The sequence below is a fragment of the Fenollaria massiliensis genome, assembly GCF_000312505.2.
GTDB classification, from domain to species: Bacteria; Bacillota; Clostridia; order Tissierellales; family Peptoniphilaceae; genus Fenollaria; species Fenollaria massiliensis.
Map to the genome: position 1 here is coordinate 292,698 of NZ_HG326226.1, position 16,476 is coordinate 309,173.

Genomic DNA, 16,476 nt, shown 5'->3' on the forward strand with positions numbered 1-16,476 from the left:
ATGAGAGAAGTACTGAAAACACTGGATGATACAAGGTGCGCCGCTGAGCGTATAGCTAAGAAAATAAATATTGGCGATATAATTCTTTTAAAAGGGGAAATGGGTGCCGGCAAAACGACCATCACCAAGACCATAGTCAAGGCGCTTGGTTCAGATGCTTACGTAACAAGCCCGACCTTCGCCATAATGAACGTGTATAAGGCGCCGGAGATGGCGATTTATCATTTTGATCTATATAGACTAACAAAGTCCATGGATCTAGATACGCTAGGACTTGATGACTACCTATACGATGCTGGTGCAGTGAGCCTGATTGAGTGGCCTGAAGCGATTGAAAGCGAGTTCAAAGACGCAAAAAAGATAAGCCTAATTAAGGACGGCGAGAGCCGAATTTTAGAAACAAATTTTGATTTTTAGAGGTTATATGAAGATTTTAAGTTTAGACAGTTCAAGTAGATATATAAGCGCGGCGCTTGCAGTTGACGGCGTTGTGAGAGGCGAGTTCAACGTTTCATACGACAGAAGCGCCTCGGAAAAGCTTGCCCTGATGGCAAAGGAGATTTTAGACATCTTTGGTCTAAAAGTGGACGAGATCGATGCCTTTGCCGTTTCGAAGGGACCCGGCTCATTCACAGGACTTAGGATAGCCGCCGCCATGATTAAGGCGTTTAGCTTTAAGGACGATAAGCCGATTTATACTGTGTCTTCGCTTAAGGCTATGAGCTATCGATACAAGGGTCTTAAATACATCGTCCCAGCGATTGACGCGAGACGCGATAGAGCCTTTGCGGCGATTTATAGCTACGAAAATCAATTTGAGCTAGTGAATGAGGAGCGCATATACACTTTGGATGAGCTTATTAGCCTTGTGAATGGACTTCGTGGCACTATCATTATGCCGGGCGATTTCTATGGAAAATATAAGGAAAAGTTTGGGGACAATGTTGTAGCAGGCGTTTATAGAGAGAACGAACCCATCGCAAAAGAAGTACTTGACTATGTTATAGACCACATCGATGAGATGAGAGCCGAAGATAGATATGGCGCGATACCAATTTACATGAAGTCGTCGCAAGCCGAGGAAGATAAAAAGTGATTAGAAGGGCCAAGCTTAGCGACTTAAATGCAATTTATGAGATTTTATCAAAGACCGATGACCCTTGGACAGTCGGAGTCGTGGAAAGCGAGCTAAAAAGTGAAAGCTCCAAGGCCTTTGTATACCTAGGCGAAGAGGGACAGGTGCAAGGCTTTGTTGACATCAAGATTTTGTATGACGAGGCAGACCTGATGCACATAGCTGTTTCGCAAGAGTTGAGGGGTCAAGGCATAGGCGCAAAACTATTGGCCCATGCGATTGAAGAAGCCGAAGGCAAAGCCATTGCCTTAGAAGTTCGTCAAAGCAATTTTAAAGCGATAAATTTATACGAAAAATATGATTTTTTAAGAGAAGGCACTCGCAAAAACTATTATCATGGTGAAGATGCAGTGCTTATGTGGAGGAGAAAGTGAAACATTTAGCGATAGAAAGTTCATGCGATGAGACATCGATCGCCATATTAGACGACTTAGAAGTTTTGTCAAATGTCATAGCAACGCAAATATCAACGCACAGAGAATTCGGGGGCGTAGTGCCTGAAATTGCGTCAAGAATGCACATCGAAGCGATTTCAGCTGTTTTGGAAGAGGCACTTAACGAGGCAAAAACGGATTTAAGCGAAATCGAATTTATCTCTGTAACGAGGGGACCGGGACTGATCGGAGCCCTGCTTGTTGGCGTATCATTTGCAAAAGCCTTAGCAATGTCCTTGGACGTGCCGATAGTTCCAGTTAATCACATGAAGGGACACATCGCAGCAAATTACATAACGACAGAGGGCCTAAAGCCACCATTCGTTTCGCTAGTCGTTTCAGGCGGCCACACCTACCTTGTCAATATGAAGGATTACTACGATTATGACTTAGTCGGCAGGACACTTGATGACGCAGCAGGCGAATCATTTGACAAAGTTGCCAGAGCCTTGGGACTACCTTATCCGGGTGGACCAGAGATAGAAAAACTGGCAAAGGAAGGAAATTCAGATGCTATCGAGCTTCCACGAGTTATGATGAAGTCCGGCGACTATAATTTTAGTTTTTCGGGACTAAAAACAGCCGTGCTAAACTATTTGCACAATGAGGAGCAAAGAGGTCAAGAAGTGAATAAGGCCGACGTTGCAGCCTCCTTCCAAAAAGCCGCAGTCGATGTACTCGCGAAAAAGGCAGTCGATTTAAAAGATGAGCTCGGCTATGACAAGATAGTATTAGCAGGCGGCGTATCGAACAACAAGGCCCTACGCGAGGCACTAGCTAAGGAAGAGAAGGCACATGGCTTTAAATTATATTACCCAAAGCCAGTTTATACCACAGATAATGCCGCGATGATAGCTGCGCAAGGGTATTTAGAATATGTTAATGGTGGGGAGTTTAGAGATTTGGGATTTGAAGTAGATCCAAATCTTGGTTTATAAATACTTTTGCATTCGATTTGCGATCTTGGCTAGTTTCGAATTATTTTGTCGCTGCGGAGTGCTCTAGCACACCTCACTCCAAAAAATTCTGTACAACGCCAATCTCATCAAATCGCTCTGCAAAATTATCTCGTTTGCTCTGCAAAATTGACCGATAAAACTGTTTATTAAAATTTTCCTACAAAATTGTTTGGAGAAAATGTGAGTAAACAAAAAAATCTAAAAGCAAATAAATTAAACAATTATACTCAATAAAAGAGGGCACTATGCTCTCTTTTTTTGTGTTAGTATTTGATTTTTTTGCTCAAGTGAAGTTTAATCAAAAATATTTTTCAAAAATTAAATGCGAAAAAAACTAAAATTTTAAAAAGATAGCACCATAATAATTATAATTTCTTAGGAAAAGAAGAACCCCGTCCATAAATGGACGAGAACCTTACTGCTTCGCATCTAGATGATTGCGCGAAATGGAGCTTTGAAGCAAGCGGAGTGTAATCAAAAAAGCTAAAATTTAATCGATCCACATCAAAATAAATAAATTCTTTCAGCAGAAGAAGAACCTAGTACATTGAAATGTACTAGAACCTTTACGCTACGATGAATAAGGCGAAGTACAGCGAACGCCCGAATGAGGTGTAATCAAAAAATTTTCGCAGAGCGATGAAGAACCTCGCCCATAAATGGCCGAGAACCTTTGCGCTATGCTGAGATTGGCGTTTGAACACAAAAAAAGCTAATATTTAAAAAGATAGTCTCATAATAATTATAATTTCTTAGGAAAAACTAGATGATTGCGCGAAATGGAGCTTTGAGGCAAGCGGAGTGTACAAAAGTACTCGAGCATTGATGAAAAGCGAATGAGCGCAAGGGCTAGTTTTAACAAGAAATTAACAAATAAAAATAGCTAGTAGATCAAATACTAGCTATCCATCCCTTGACGATTTCCTTTAGGTTCAATCATCGCTTTAACAACTTCCTTTCGTTCGTGTGCTTCAAAAGAACATCTTATACATCCTTTCTTAGCGATCTTACTTTGTAGATTCATCCATATGCACTTCATTGTTTAATTTTCACCTTGAAAAGATAAGTAAATCTCCCTTAAGAGATGAATAAAAGTCTTTTCATAGTCGTGACCTTTAACACATGTCATCTACCATCGTCATAAATATTAAATTTTATTTCTAAATTACCTCCACTAATAAATATCTTATTCTTCTTATATAAGAATTAAGAGAATATGATTAAACAAGCACTCTTGCAGCCATCGCCGCTTGAGGTTCATCTAATTTAGACTTTATTTACCTTTGATCCACCTATCGCTCTCAAATAGTAAAAATTAAGTCATTCATTCCTTGCTAAAATATTTAGCTTCGTATCTATATAAAGTCAAGGGATGGAGCTAATTTTCTTTTTCAATAGATGTTATCCATCTATCTTGGTTATAGTATAGCATGCTAAATCGATTTTGTCAAGTACTTTTTTTAAAATTCATACTTTAGTAGTACGTTTTTCCATTATAATGGCAATATCATTCATAAATCTTTATAAAAACATTGAAAGTATAGATAAATTTTATAGCTTTGGGTATATATAGGCGGGTGATGATATGAAAATAGAAATAAAAAATAAAGCAGCGGCAAGGCTTAATGAGCTTGGCGTGAAGGAAAATAAAGACAAGGCCCTACGCATAAGAGTTTTGAACTACTCATGAAGGGGCGCCATCTATGGCGTGACTTTGGATAAGTCAGATGAAAACGACATAATCATGGACGTTGATGGTTTTAAAATTTGTGTGAACAAGAATATGGATTATATTGAAAAATTTACGATTGATTATTCAAGTAATCCGTTGGCTAAGGGCTTTCAAGTCTACGTTGATTAAATTTTGCGTTCGTGCGAAGCACCAAGGTTCACGTCCATTTATGGACGGGGTTCTTCGAATTGCGCCTAAGGCTTGTTTCGCTCGCTTCCTCCTTGCGGAGTACTTGTATGTACACCTCAGTCGGTCGCTCGCTGTACTTCGCCTTATCCATCATAGCGCAAAGGTTCACGCCCAGTTATGGGCGGGGTTCTTCTTATATTCGCAAAATTTATTCGGTGTAAATTTTTGATTTGACCCACAGAATAATTAGATAAGCGAGGTTCTTCAATCATCTCGATGCGAAGCAGTAAGGTTCACGTCCATTTATGGACGGGGTTCTTCTTTTCCTAAGAACTTTAGTGTGCTTAGGCTCAGTAACATGAATAATTAAATAAATTATATAAAAGCACTTGACAAAATCTATAAAATTAATTAAAATAATTATATAATAAATACATGGGAATGAAGTTCTCCCACGAAATGAAACCGCTATAAGCTGATGACTTCTGTTTTTACAGGAGCAGCAGCTTTTTTTGTGGCTTAAATTATATAATAACAAGAATTATAAATAGAACAATATATTTTGCGGAACGAGCTCAAGGGCATGTTTAAACGCAAAAGAAAGGAGTTTTTATGATACAATCACTCGCGTTTATCCTATTACTCGGTCTAATCATGGCTGAGCTATCAAAACGGCTTAAGCTGCCACGCATAGTCGGCATGCTATTTACAGGGATTCTCTTAGGTCCCTTCGTACTAAATCTCTTAGACCCAAAAATCCTATCGATTTCGGCTGAACTAAGGCAAATTGCTCTACTCATCATTCTGATCAAGGCAGGACTATCCTTGGACTTAAGCGACTTAAAAAAAGCAAGCAGACCAGCACTTTTACTAAGTTTTTTGCCAGCGACCTTCGAAATTTTGGGCTATGCACTTCTTGCACCCATTTTGCTAAAAATTCGTGCCATTGACGCCTTGCTTATGGGCGCCGTACTAAGCGCAGTCTCACCTGCAGTCGTTGTGCCTCGTATGTCCATGCTCATGGATGAGGGCTTCGGCACAAAAAAAGCCATACCGCAAATGATTATGGCGGGCGCATCCATGGACGACATCTACGTAATTGTTCTATTTACAAGCTTTTTAGGCATGGCAATGGGTAAAGGCGTTGACCTAAGTAAATTCGCCGCGATCCCCATCAGCATAGTCTTAGGCATAGCAATAGGCGCGGTCTTTGGGCTTGTATCGAGCTTTGTCTTTGAAAAATCATTTTCGAAAAAACATTTAATAAGAAATAGCATGAAAGCTCTAATCATCATGGCACTAAGCTTTTTACTAGTTGCAATCGAGGGACTACTTAAGGAAAAAGTCGCAATTTCCTCGCTTATAGCCGTCGTGACCATGGCGATGACCATCAGAATAAAGAGTGTGGAGAGCGTTTCTTCGAGACTGTCGTCAAAATTCGCTAAGCTTTGGATAGCCGCCGAGATCATGCTTTTTGTGCTTGTTGGCGCTGAGGTCGACATACGCTACACACTAGACGCTGGGCTCATGGCTGTCGTCATGATATTTGCAGCGCTTGCATTTAGAACAGTCGGGGTAATCATCTCAACCGCAGGTACTGGACTTAATAAGAAGGAAAAACTATTCACAGTTTTTAGCTACTTGCCAAAGGCGACAGTGCAAGCGGCGATAGGCTCAGTGCCACTAGCTATGGGACTTGAAAGCGGCAAGATAATTTTATCAGTCGCAGCACTTGCGATACTTATAACAGCGCCATTAGGAGCGACGCTCATGGATTTAAGCTACAAAAAATTTCTTGAGAAATAAGCTAGCAGTAAAACCAATATATTAAATTAAATACAATAAAACAAGGGCATATGGTTTAGACCATATGCCCATTCTTATGCAAAAAATTCTTTATATTTCTACTGAAGGATTATTTATATCCAATATATGAACAGCCACTTCCGCATTTAAGTACTTTGCCAAATTTTCCTTCAAAAACTCAAGAGCACCTTCAAGCGCATCATATCTATCAGGATCAACGAGTTCCATAATCATGAAAGCGTTCTTAGTATCCTCAGTAATCATGGTTCTTATGCCATCACGCCAGTTAAAGCATCTGCAGATAGCGCCCTTGTCGTCCTTGTAGCAAAGTTCGCCCTCATAAGTTTCAGACGGATCCTCGCCGATAGCTTGAAATTCATCGCCACCCTCAGTGATAGTTAATTTTAAATCGCCAACGAACTTATCAGAGTCCTCAGCACCGCATGGAAGCGCAAACTTAAGCGATGCAGCGTTATAAATGTCAACCAAAGTATTAATCGAGCCAACGATGTTGCCCTTAGAAAGTCTCTTTAAAAGCGCTTCAATCGAGCATCTTGCGCCTTTTTTAGTCTTAAACTTCTTGTAAGCCTCTCTCCAAACAGCTATCTCTTTATTCTCACTAAGCTGTCCAGCTACAAGATATTTTTCCGCCTCATCATTCGCATCAAGTAGCATCTTTTTTACTTCAATCGGGCTTTCGTCCGAATTTTCCATATTCTTAATCAAAATTACCCCAAGCTTCGCCTCAGGAAATAATTCAAAAAAGCTTTTGTCCGCTATAAATTTACTCATTTCTTCCTCCTTAAATATTTTCTCGTTGTACTTATTATAACATAAAGAGACGTTATTTGCAAAACCATGTTTATAGTATAGCCAAAACACTTCGCATTCAAATTGTTTATATAACTCGTTCGCTTCTCGGCAATACTCACGTACGCTTAGTACGTTCCGTTTGCCTCAAAGCTCCACTTCGTCCTATAATTCAATTTGTTCTGCGAAGTTTAGTATCCGTACTTATATATAAAATGTTTTCGGCACCCAATGGATATGTAAAATGAAAAATAAGGGGAATTTTCCCCTTATTTTTCAGTCAAGTTTATAAACTTAAGCTGTTTTCATCCAAAAGGAAATCATATAAACTCATGCTGACAATGCCATTGTCATCTCTATTAGGCTTAATAACGTCTTTAACTATAATTATTTTCTTAAAAGAATCATTAATATTAAGAAGGGAGCTTTTTTCTTGTCTTATCTTTGAATCGCTTGACAGGCTATATGCGGACTGTATATAATATTTGAGACTTCCTTTATTGGCGATGAAATCGACTTCTAGACGCTTCTTTTCAAAATTGCCGCTTTTATTCTTTTCCTTTGTCTCAACCATACCTACATCAACCACAAAACCTCTTGCTCTAAGCTCGTTGTATACTATATTTTCCATCAAATGAGTTTCTTCAATTTGTCTAAATTCAAGCTTTGCATTTCTTAGGCCAATATCTTCAAAGTAATATTTAAGCGGAGTGCCTATATATTTTCTGCCCTTGACATCATATCTATTGACTTCGTTAATCAAAAAAGATTCTTCAAGGTAAGTGATGTAATTTTTTATAGTATTCATGCTAATGTCTGACTTTAATGAGCTTTTAAAAGTGTCTGCAATTTTCGATGGATTTGAAAGAGAGCCAACGCTTGAGGCTAAAACCTTGATTAAGTCGTCCATCTCTTGCACTTTCTCTATATTATAGCGTTCCTTGATGTCTTTTAAATAAGTTTCTTCGAATAAATTTTCAAGATACTTCACCTTTTGCTCATCATTTTTCATTGTGGCTACAAGAGGCAGACCGCCGTATACCATGTATTCAGAAAGACCTTCGTACTTGTCACCGTCATAGACTTGCATAAACTCTTTAAAAGCAAGTGGATATATATGGATCTCGTCACCGCGGCCACGAAATTCAGTGATTATGTCTTTTGATAGAAATTTCGAATTGCTTCCAGTAACGTAAATATCAACGTTTTTTATGTGCAGTAAAGAGTTAAGTACTTCTTCAAAATCATTAAGCATTTGCACTTCATCTAAGAAGACGTAGTAAGCGTCATCATCTAGTATAGAGCTTTCTATAAAGTCAAGAATAGTGTCTGAATCTCTATATTGCTTATTTTTTCTTTGATCCAAAGAAATTTCAATTATATGATCTTCACTAATATTGTTTTCTAGTAAATAGCTCTTAAATATTTCAAACAATAGATATGATTTTCCGCTTCGTCTAAGTCCTGTTATAACCTTAATTAAGCCATTATGCATCCTAACTATCAAATCATTTAAGTACTTGTCCCTTGAAATTCTCATAATATCACCTCCATAAATATATGGTCAATACCTTTACTTATCTATATTATAATAGATTTAGAAAGCATAGTCAATATGCAAAATGAAAATTAGGGGGAATTTTCCCCTTAATTTTCAGTCAAATTTATTAAAAATACTTTCCAAAGTGTAAGACATGTCTTGATAAATAAGACAAAAGACCAAGAATTGTATATTATTTATTGTAATCATAGCATAAATATATTATAATGAAAGTATAATGAATGAAAATAATAGCTATAAATAATTATAAAATTTACTACTCGTTTAAGCGTGTCAAATACTTATTAAATAGAGAGGTTAAAAGAATGAAAAAATATAAAAAAAGAAATTTAAATTATTTTATACTTACATTGATAAGTATTTTTACGAGTACTATATTTGCTGTAGTCTTACAATTTTTTAAAGGTGATGTATTAGATAACGCAATTGCAGGCGAAACTAAAACTACTGTTAAATATGCGATATTATTAATTATTTTCATTTTTTGCGAAATATTGTTTTATTTTGCTTATAGGTTATTTAAAGCAAAATTTGTTGTTGGATGCACGAAACTATTAAAACAAGATATTTTTAAGGGCATAATTAATCGTAGTTATGTTGATTTTAAAGAAAGATCACAAGGAGAATATATTGCAAAATATGTGAATGAAGCTGATGCTATTAAATCTCGACATTTTGAGATGCTACCACTGTTTTGGGAAATTTTATTTAAAATAATTTTCGTCAGTGTTGCTCTTTTTGTTTTAGATTGGAGACTTGCACTAATTACTATTTTACTTCTAACTACTCCTCTTTATATTCCAAAATTATTAGAAAAAAGATTACAGAAAGCACAAAATGATTATTTGAAATCAGTTGAAGAAAATCTAGCAAAGATAAATGACTGGCTAAGTGGTTTTGAAATCATCAAAAATTTCTCCATTGAGAGACAAATTATTGATAGATTTGATGAATCAAATTTAGGCTCTATGAATAAATTACTTAAGGATTTGAATCTTGGAGCTGTGTCTCAACTTATTACAACACTTATTTCATACTTATCATATTTTGTTGTTTTGATTTTTGCTACGTGGCTTGTTTTTATTGGCGAATTTTCTGCTGGTAAGTTTTTTGTAGCAATAGGCATGATTGATCAACTTTCATATCCACTTATTTCACTTGCAGAAATAATCAGACAACTTGTCGCAATTAAGCCATCATGTGAAGCCATGGATAAATTTATAATGGAGGCTGAAGGCGCAAGGCAAGGAAAGTCCTTATTAAAATTAGATAGAGAAATTAAATATTCTAACGTATCTTTTGCGTATCCTGATGGACCAGTGATTTTGAATAATTTTAATTTTCTAGCTAAAAAGGGTAAGCGTTATTTAATTAAAGGGCCAAGTGGATGCGGAAAAACAACTATTGTGAATATGATTTTAAAGTATTATTATCCTACAAAAGGCGACATTGAATTTGACGGAATTTCTATTAATGATTATTCTAATACCTATGATTGTACTACGGTTGTTAGACAGGAAGCAATTTTATTTAATGATTCTTTAAGAAATAACTTGACTATGTATAGAGATATTTCGGATAAAGATTTAATTAAAGTGCTTGAAAATCTTGGCTTAAAAAAGTTTGCGACAGAGAAAGCTTTGGATGAAATAATAACTGAGAATGGCTTTAACTTATCTGGCGGAGAAAAAAAGCGTATCTGCTTAGCAAGAGCCTTACTTAGAGATACTGATATATTGATTTTTGATGAACCACTTGCAAATCTTGATGACACTACAGCGAAAAAAATCGAAGACATTTTACTTTCAATTGAGGATAAGCTTGTAATTATTGTATCTCACCAATTTTCTGATGAAAAGTTACAATTCTTTGATAATATTATAGATTTACAAAAATAATATAATAATTTTGCGTTAAAATTGCGTCTTACGCTCGTTCGCTTTTAGGCAATACTCGAGTACATTTGTACACTCCGTTTGCCTAAAAGTTCCACTTCGCGTAATCCATCATAGCGTAAAGGTTCCTGTCCATATTGGACAGGGTTCTTCTTTGCTCTGCATAGCGCAAAGGTTTTAGGACGTTTAGTCCTAAGTTCTTCAATTTAGTTTTGTACTTATCAGACAAATAGATTTTCGAAAACAAATCTCTCTACAAAAAAAGCGCACCTCATGATGCGCTTAAAATATTTTCAAAACTATTTTCTAATTCAATCAATATTTTTAATTTTAATCAATTTAATCAAATTTATCTATCCAAGTTATTATAAAAATCATCCACGCTTCTTGCTTCGTCGTCTTGGTAGCGTCTTGGTTTGTCTGTGTAGTCGTATCCGTCATCTTCGTAGATGTCGTAGTAGTCGTAGTCTCTGACTACTCTTCCTGTTCTAAACTCGTATTGGTTTGTGTAGTCGCACATCGCCATTTGTGAGTAGACTGTTGAATAAAGCGTAGCGCATATCCAAGGAATGGCTGCTAGTGCAAATACCCATGGTGCTCTTAGTCCTGTTGCAATAAAGGCTATAACTAGTGTTGCGAAGCCTCCTACTACAAAAGTGCCTATATAAATAATTAGCATTTTGCCTATCCAGTTGAGTATAAATCTATTGACTATGCCAAAGGCTGCGCTGATGCATGTGTCTATGCCGATGTACTTGTTTGTTGTAACTAAGTAGTAGGCGAAGGCTCCTGCTAGGCCGATGTAGAAGTTTACTAGTGCTAAAACTAGGGTCATGATTATGACTATGGCATCATAAGAGCCTGTCATAGCGCTGATTATACCAAAGATTATGGCTGTCGCGCCAGATATTAGCCCAAAGATTATTGTTATTGCTATACCTTTAATAAATTTTATGAATACGGACTCTGTTACGTCTTTTACACCTCTATTCATCTTGAATATCCATTTGTTAACGTGTGTAACGAAGGCGATGGCGATTAATTGAATTGCTATGCCCATGATTAAGAAGCTTAGTATCATAAGTGTTGATGTTCTTGTGATATTCATGAAAGCGTTTAGGTCTTTATCATTTAAGCCGCCTCTGTCTCTAAAACTCTTTATGCTGCTCATAACATCATCAAAGCTTTCTGCGTCATCTAGCTCGTTTGTGAAATCTTCAAGTCCATCGAAATTTGTTTCGATTTGATTATTCTTTCTCATTTGGATATTTAATGCCTCTGATGAGATTTGCATTATGGATCCAACGTTTAAGGCTAGAAATCCGCCTATAAGCACGATGTAAACTAGTGCAAAGCAAAGAAGTGCCTTGATATTGTTTTTGATGTAGGAGTTTGTTGCTTGGAAAATCTCTGTGATGCCGCTTGCTCTGCCGCCCTTCATCTTAGGATTAAATTCATCGTATACAAAATTTTCGTTCATAATTATTCCCCCTTAAAAGGCCCAATTGCCTTTTTCAAATATTTTGTATTCTTTATTATCTTTATACCCAATTATCTCTGTTGTTTCATCACCAATCATAAAATCGACATGAATTTTGCTATCATTAATACCATTTTTAAGTAATTCTTCTTCGCTCATGGCAGCGCCGCCTTGGACGCAAGTTGGGTAAGCAGCTCCAAAAGCTAGGTGGCAAGATGCGTTCTCGTCGAAAAGTGTTGAGTAAAATAATTTTTTACTATTGCTAATAGGTGAGTCGTTTTGCACTAGAGCGACTTCGCCTAGCATACAAGCATTTTCGTCTGTAGCTATAAGATCTTCTAATAATTTTTGATTTTTCTCTGCTTTTACTTCTACGCATTTACCATGCTCAAATCTTAGTGAAAAGTTCTCAACAAGTTTACCTGATAATGATAATGGTTTTGTCGCGTAAACTATACCACTCACCCCATCTCTTTTAGGAGCTGAGAAAATTTCTTCTGTCGGGATATTGGCTGTGAAGCGAACGCCTGTCTCGCTCATGGATGAGCCGCCTATCCATAGATGATTCTTTGGCATCTCTATAGTAAGGTCAGTACCTAATTTTGATCTGTAATGAAGTTTTTCAAATTGCATTTCGTTTAAGTACTTAGCTTTTTCTTGTATAGTATTTTCGAAATCGTCCCAAGCCTTGTCTGGATCAGAGCCATCTACTCTAACTATCTTAAATATTAAATCCCAAAGCTCAGATATACGCTTGTCTTCAGATACGTCTGATAAAACTTTATCTGCCCAAGCCTTTGATGGCACAGCTACGACGCACCATGGGTTTATGTCGTTCATAGTGTATTTTTGGAAAGGCTTCATCAGATTTGCGTTCACGCTGCGCATAAGCATAAGTCTTTCAGGAGAGACATCCTTCATTAGAGACGGATTCGGTGCGATTACTGATAAAAAGCCTGCTTTTCTCTCTGCAAAATCAAGCATCATATCAAGCTTCCACTCGGGTGCGTGCTTGATCGCCTCTTCACTCATCATCATCGCGCTCATTCTGTCACATTCGTCGTCGTGAATCCTTACAATTACTTCACTTGCGCCTCTATCGTAGGCAAGTTCAGTTAATTGTCTTACGAAATCCATCGCCTCAGTTGAAGTATTTATAACTAGCGGCATGCCTTTTTGTACGTTTATGCCCCTTTCGATAACAACTTTCGCATAATTTTTTAACTTATCTTCAAAATTCATTTTGCCCTCCTTAGTAAATAAAGTATTAAATACACTCTTCTTGTGATATAATATATATTATATCATATTTATTAAAAATATGTAATGGAGGCCGTATGAAAAAATTTAGAGATTTAATAATTTTAGATGAAATGAATTTAGTTCTTGCTTGTGACAGCGCTGGGGGCATAGGCGAGAAGCCATGTGACGAAGTCTTTGCAAACATTGAAATGGTATCATATTATGCGGCTTTTGTGCCAATAGTTGAGGCTTTATGCGCAAGAAGCACGCCCATGGTCTTGGTTGACACGCTTTGTAACGAAAGAGAGCCCTATGGCGAAAAAATTATTCACGGTATCAAGATGGCGATGAGTGAAGCGGGCATGACGAGTGAAAATGCTTTTACCGGCTCAAGCGAAGAAAATTTTTTAACAAATATGACTGGGATAGGCGTTACAGTTTTGGCTCGCGGCTTTGATATACGCAAGGCGCAAAAAGGCGATCGGGTCTACGCCATCGGTCAGGCACTTGTCGGCGAGGAGCTTATAAAGCATCGTGACAAAGCCATGAGCATGAGTGATTATATATATTTGAAGGAGCAAAACTATATTCATGACATCGTTCCCATCGGCTCAAAAGGTGCGGCACATGAAATAGCTGAGATTGAGGCACACTCAGGACTTAGGGCGCGCATAGTAAATCATGATTTTGATTATCATAAATCGGGCGGGCCATCCGCCATTTGCCTAGTCACTATGAATGAGGATGACTTTAATAAATTAAATTTAAAAAAGGACGCGAATTTGTTAGCTTTTATGGAGTAAATGGGTATAAATGTATTTAGAGTACGAGGAGGAGAGTCAAATGAAGAAATTTAAGTTCTTAATAATTTTTTCTGTCATGCTAATAGTTTTGACAGGATTTAATGCTTTTGCAAAGAGCGAAAATAAAATGACTTACAAGATGAATCTCATGGAGGACGCGATGTATGTAGACGTTAAAATCGAGACGGAGCACACAAGTTTTAAATTTGCAATCGATGTGCCAAAGGGTGCTGAAGTCTACGATGTAGAAGGAAAGAGTCTTAGAGACAATTTTCTTTCGGGAACAAAGTACATCTTTGACTTTAACGGCGGCGACAAAGAAGTCTCATACAAGATAAAGGGCCTTCCAAAGGCATTTAAAAGAGCGGACGGATTTGTTTTTGGCCTTTATCGTTCATTTAACACGCATATCAACGACATCGACATAACTTTTGACAGTGTTTACTATGATGAGCCAGTATACGAACTATTTACATCGAAGGGTCTTAATGCTAAATTTGCAAATGGAAAGACTGGCCTTTGTGAAATAGATGAGCCCATTGACATAGCTATAGGCATTAAGTATCCTAAAAATGAGTTCGTGAACGCGCCTTATGAGGACATGGACTACGAAGACTACCGTAACGAAGAGCTGATGAGGACGCAAATTACACGCATCGATAGGCCTGGCATTTCGGAGATAGTTCTTAAGGGGCTTATAGCGGTGGCTTTACTAGCATTTATAATCGTTGGATTTTTGATGACTAAGAATCAAAGATTTAGAAATAAATTTAGAATAAAGAAAAAATACGAAGAAAAAGAAAGAAGTGGCAAAACTTTTGACATAAAGGACATAGATGAGTACATTTACTTAATATATCAATTTTATGACATAAAAGAGGATAAAATCGCTAGCTACTTAGGAGTGGACGAGGCTGACAAGCTTGTCGAGGAAAAATTAACTAGTTCCTATGAAGTGCTATTAAAAAAGGGATATATAGAGAAAGAAGACTCTGATTACAGCGTGGCTCTAACAAAGAAGGGCAGGCTGAAACTAGAAGAGATACTTATCAAGAAGGAATATTTACTCAGTCAAGACAATATTTCAGATGAGGAAGAAAAATTTTTAAGATTGTTCAGGTGATTTAGGTGAGGGTACTTAGCTCAGGAGGCGTAATTATCAATAACAATTTAATACTACTTTTGAAAAAGTACAACGGCGACTACGTTTTACCAAAGGGCAGGATAGAGCGTGGCGAAAGTATTCAAGAGGCTGCGCTTCGCGAGGTAAAGGAAGAAAGTGGCATCACTGGCGAGATTAAAAAATATTTAGGCAAGATTGAATATTCTTTCATTAACAAGGTAAGAAACATAAGGATTGATAAGACAGTACACTTCTTTTTGATGTCAACAAAGGACACTCACACTAAGCCTCAGAGCATGGAAGGCTTTAAAACTGCAAAGTTTTACGAAAGAGATGAAGCGATCAAGCTTATGAAATACAGCCAAGAAAGAGAAATAATCAGAAAAGCTATAGAAGAGTACGACAGAGAAAAGAATGAGGAGAAGTAATGAGTTTTTCACAAAAAGCTAAGGACGAAGCGGCTAAGCTGATGATCACAGACGAAGACACTTCCCTTGCTGAGCTTATGGCATACGTCAGATACGTCTCATCCATTAGCTTCATATCGGGGAAAGTCGCTGTTTCATTCAGAGTGCAAAAAGCGGCTCTCGCAAGACGAATTTTTACAGTAATCAGAAATTTATACGATACAGACCTTGATGTAGGCATATCAAAGATGACGCAGCTAAAAAAGATGAATATCTATACCATAGTCCTAAACGATACGGATATAGTTATGCAGATGTTTAAAGATACGCGCATGGAAGGTTTTTTGGACGTGAACAAAGTGCCGAGAGCCATCAAAGAATCGGACGATATGAGGAGGAGCTACTTAAGAGCGACCTTTTTGGCAGTCGGCTCCATCACTAATCCAGAGCGCGGCTACCATCTCGAAATGCTCTTTGAAAGCGAGTTCGAGGCAAACGAGGTAAAGGACTTGATGAACGTCTACGGTCTTGGGGCGAAGTACGTTATGCGTAAAGGTAACTACATCACTTACCTAAAAGGCGCTGAAGAAATTTCAGATTTTCTCACAGTTATAGGCGCGATGAGAGCGGTGCTTAGCTTTGAGAATATCAGAGTAGTTAAGGACGTTAGGAACAATGCCAATAGAAGGACCAATTGCGAAACAGCCAATATACAGAAAACAGTCGATGCATCGACAAGGCAAGTAGCTGATATCGAGTACATCGATGAAATGATAGGCCTAGACGCACTAGATGCTGATTTAAAAGAACTCGCAATACTTAGACTGAATAACAGAGACGCATCACTTGCAGAGCTTGGAAGGCTTATGGAGCCAGAACTTGGCAAATCAGGCGTAAACCATAGACTTAAAAAACTAGCTGAGCTAGCAGAAAATTTAAGAATAAATGAGGAGAATTAAA

At 37.4% G+C, this 16,476-nt stretch carries 15 protein-coding genes and 1 riboswitch; of the genes, 11 read left to right on the plus strand and 4 right to left on the minus strand.

The window, feature by feature from the left end; translation table 11 throughout:
- The 6 genes from tsaE to BN30_RS05060 all read left to right on the plus strand — a co-directional run bounded on the left by tsaE (position 1) and on the right by BN30_RS05060 (position 6,195).
- Positions 1-417 (plus strand): tRNA (adenosine(37)-N6)-threonylcarbamoyltransferase complex ATPase subunit type 1 TsaE, encoded by a 417-nt coding sequence (gene tsaE / locus BN30_RS09105; protein ID WP_019214420.1) that lies wholly within the window; start codon positions 1-3, stop codon positions 415-417.
- A 7-nt stretch (positions 418-424) separates the two neighbouring features.
- Positions 425-1,096: a tRNA (adenosine(37)-N6)-threonylcarbamoyltransferase complex dimerization subunit type 1 TsaB gene (tsaB, locus tag BN30_RS05025; RefSeq protein ID WP_019214421.1), complete on the plus strand. Its 672-nt coding sequence runs from the start codon at positions 425-427 to the stop codon at positions 1,094-1,096.
- Positions 1,093-1,509, plus strand: coding sequence for a ribosomal protein S18-alanine N-acetyltransferase (rimI, locus tag BN30_RS05030; protein WP_019214422.1), 417 nt, complete (start codon positions 1,093-1,095; stop codon positions 1,507-1,509). Before tsaB ends, rimI begins: the two co-directional genes overlap by 4 nt.
- Positions 1,494-2,507, plus strand: a complete 1,014-nt coding sequence (gene tsaD / locus BN30_RS05035; RefSeq protein WP_207636143.1) for a tRNA (adenosine(37)-N6)-threonylcarbamoyltransferase complex transferase subunit TsaD — start codon at positions 1,494-1,496, stop codon at positions 2,505-2,507. Before rimI ends, tsaD begins: the two co-directional genes overlap by 16 nt.
- Before the next feature lie 1,735 nt (positions 2,508-4,242).
- Positions 4,243-4,389, plus strand: coding sequence for an iron-sulfur cluster assembly accessory protein (locus BN30_RS10050; RefSeq protein WP_019214427.1), 147 nt, complete (start codon positions 4,243-4,245; stop codon positions 4,387-4,389).
- A 428-nt stretch (positions 4,390-4,817) separates the two neighbouring features.
- A riboswitch (Fluoride riboswitch) is annotated at positions 4,818-4,884 on the plus strand.
- A gap of 117 nt (positions 4,885-5,001) precedes the next feature.
- A complete protein-coding gene (locus BN30_RS05060; RefSeq protein ID WP_019214428.1) occupies positions 5,002-6,195 on the plus strand; it encodes a cation:proton antiporter in 1,194 nt (397 codons plus the stop codon).
- A gap of 90 nt (positions 6,196-6,285) precedes the next feature.
- On the opposite strand, the gene BN30_RS05065 is transcribed toward BN30_RS05060, so the two are convergent.
- Together BN30_RS05065 and BN30_RS05070 are read right to left on the minus strand one after the other, a co-directional pair.
- The gene (locus BN30_RS05065; RefSeq protein WP_019214429.1) at positions 6,286-6,987 is read right to left on the minus strand and encodes a B3/B4 domain-containing protein; all 702 of its coding nucleotides are present in this window, start codon (positions 6,985-6,987) and stop codon (positions 6,286-6,288) included.
- 304 nt (positions 6,988-7,291) lie between these two features.
- Complete coding sequence (locus tag BN30_RS05070) at positions 7,292-8,545, minus strand: ATP-binding protein (protein WP_019214430.1); 1,254 nt, start codon at positions 8,543-8,545, stop codon at positions 7,292-7,294.
- A 326-nt stretch (positions 8,546-8,871) separates the two neighbouring features.
- Here BN30_RS05070 and BN30_RS05075 point away from each other — a divergent pair, with 326 nt between their 5' ends.
- Positions 8,872-10,464 carry an ABC transporter ATP-binding protein gene (locus BN30_RS05075; protein WP_019214431.1) on the plus strand — a complete coding sequence of 531 codons (1,593 nt, stop codon included), beginning with the start codon at positions 8,872-8,874 and terminating at the stop codon, positions 10,462-10,464.
- Between the two features lie 346 nt (positions 10,465-10,810).
- On the opposite strand, the gene BN30_RS05080 is transcribed toward BN30_RS05075, so the two are convergent.
- Positions 10,811-11,941, minus strand: a complete 1,131-nt coding sequence (locus BN30_RS05080; RefSeq protein ID WP_019214432.1) for a PTS sugar transporter subunit IIC — start codon at positions 11,939-11,941, stop codon at positions 10,811-10,813.
- Between the two features lie 12 nt (positions 11,942-11,953).
- Complete coding sequence (locus BN30_RS05085; protein WP_019214433.1) at positions 11,954-13,183, minus strand: aminopeptidase; 1,230 nt, start codon at positions 13,181-13,183, stop codon at positions 11,954-11,956.
- A 95-nt stretch (positions 13,184-13,278) separates the two neighbouring features.
- Here BN30_RS05085 and BN30_RS09110 point away from each other — a divergent pair, with 95 nt between their 5' ends.
- The 4 genes from BN30_RS09110 to whiA are packed head-to-tail and all read left to right on the plus strand — an operon-like array spanning position 13,279 to position 16,475.
- Positions 13,279-13,986 carry a hypothetical protein gene (locus tag BN30_RS09110; protein ID WP_019214434.1) on the plus strand — a complete coding sequence of 236 codons (708 nt, stop codon included), beginning with the start codon at positions 13,279-13,281 and terminating at the stop codon, positions 13,984-13,986.
- A gap of 40 nt (positions 13,987-14,026) precedes the next feature.
- Positions 14,027-15,109, plus strand: coding sequence for a hypothetical protein (locus BN30_RS05095; RefSeq protein WP_019214435.1), 1,083 nt, complete (start codon positions 14,027-14,029; stop codon positions 15,107-15,109).
- Between the two features lie 5 nt (positions 15,110-15,114).
- On the plus strand, positions 15,115-15,537 hold the full coding sequence (locus tag BN30_RS05100) for an NUDIX hydrolase (RefSeq protein WP_019214436.1): 423 nt from the start codon (positions 15,115-15,117) through the stop codon (positions 15,535-15,537).
- Complete coding sequence (gene whiA, locus BN30_RS05105; RefSeq protein WP_019214437.1) at positions 15,537-16,475, plus strand: DNA-binding protein WhiA; 939 nt, start codon at positions 15,537-15,539, stop codon at positions 16,473-16,475. The genes BN30_RS05100 and whiA overlap by 1 nt, the downstream gene beginning before the upstream one ends.
- Position 16,476 lies beyond the last annotated feature (1 nt).

Excerpts from the sequence above, each read along its gene's own strand:
- tsaE (WP_019214420.1), top strand. The coding sequence starts at position 1 with ATGAGAGAAGTACTGAAAACACTGGATGATACAAGGTGCGCCGCTGAG.
- BN30_RS05085 (WP_019214433.1), bottom strand. The coding sequence starts at position 13,183 with ATGAATTTTGAAGATAAGTTAAAAAATTATGCGAAAGTTGTTATCGAA.
- whiA (WP_019214437.1), top strand. The coding sequence starts at position 15,537 with ATGAGTTTTTCACAAAAAGCTAAGGACGAAGCGGCTAAGCTGATGATC.
- BN30_RS05065 (WP_019214429.1), bottom strand. The coding sequence starts at position 6,987 with ATGAGTAAATTTATAGCGGACAAAAGCTTTTTTGAATTATTTCCTGAG.
- BN30_RS05070 (WP_019214430.1), bottom strand. The coding sequence starts at position 8,545 with ATGAGAATTTCAAGGGACAAGTACTTAAATGATTTGATAGTTAGGATG.
- BN30_RS09110 (WP_019214434.1), top strand. The coding sequence starts at position 13,279 with ATGAAAAAATTTAGAGATTTAATAATTTTAGATGAAATGAATTTAGTT.
- BN30_RS05080 (WP_019214432.1), bottom strand. The coding sequence starts at position 11,941 with ATGAACGAAAATTTTGTATACGATGAATTTAATCCTAAGATGAAGGGC.
- tsaB (WP_019214421.1), top strand. The coding sequence starts at position 425 with ATGAAGATTTTAAGTTTAGACAGTTCAAGTAGATATATAAGCGCGGCG.
- BN30_RS05095 (WP_019214435.1), top strand. The coding sequence starts at position 14,027 with ATGAAGAAATTTAAGTTCTTAATAATTTTTTCTGTCATGCTAATAGTT.
- BN30_RS05075 (WP_019214431.1), top strand. The coding sequence starts at position 8,872 with ATGAAAAAATATAAAAAAAGAAATTTAAATTATTTTATACTTACATTG.
- BN30_RS05060 (WP_019214428.1), top strand. The coding sequence starts at position 5,002 with ATGATACAATCACTCGCGTTTATCCTATTACTCGGTCTAATCATGGCT.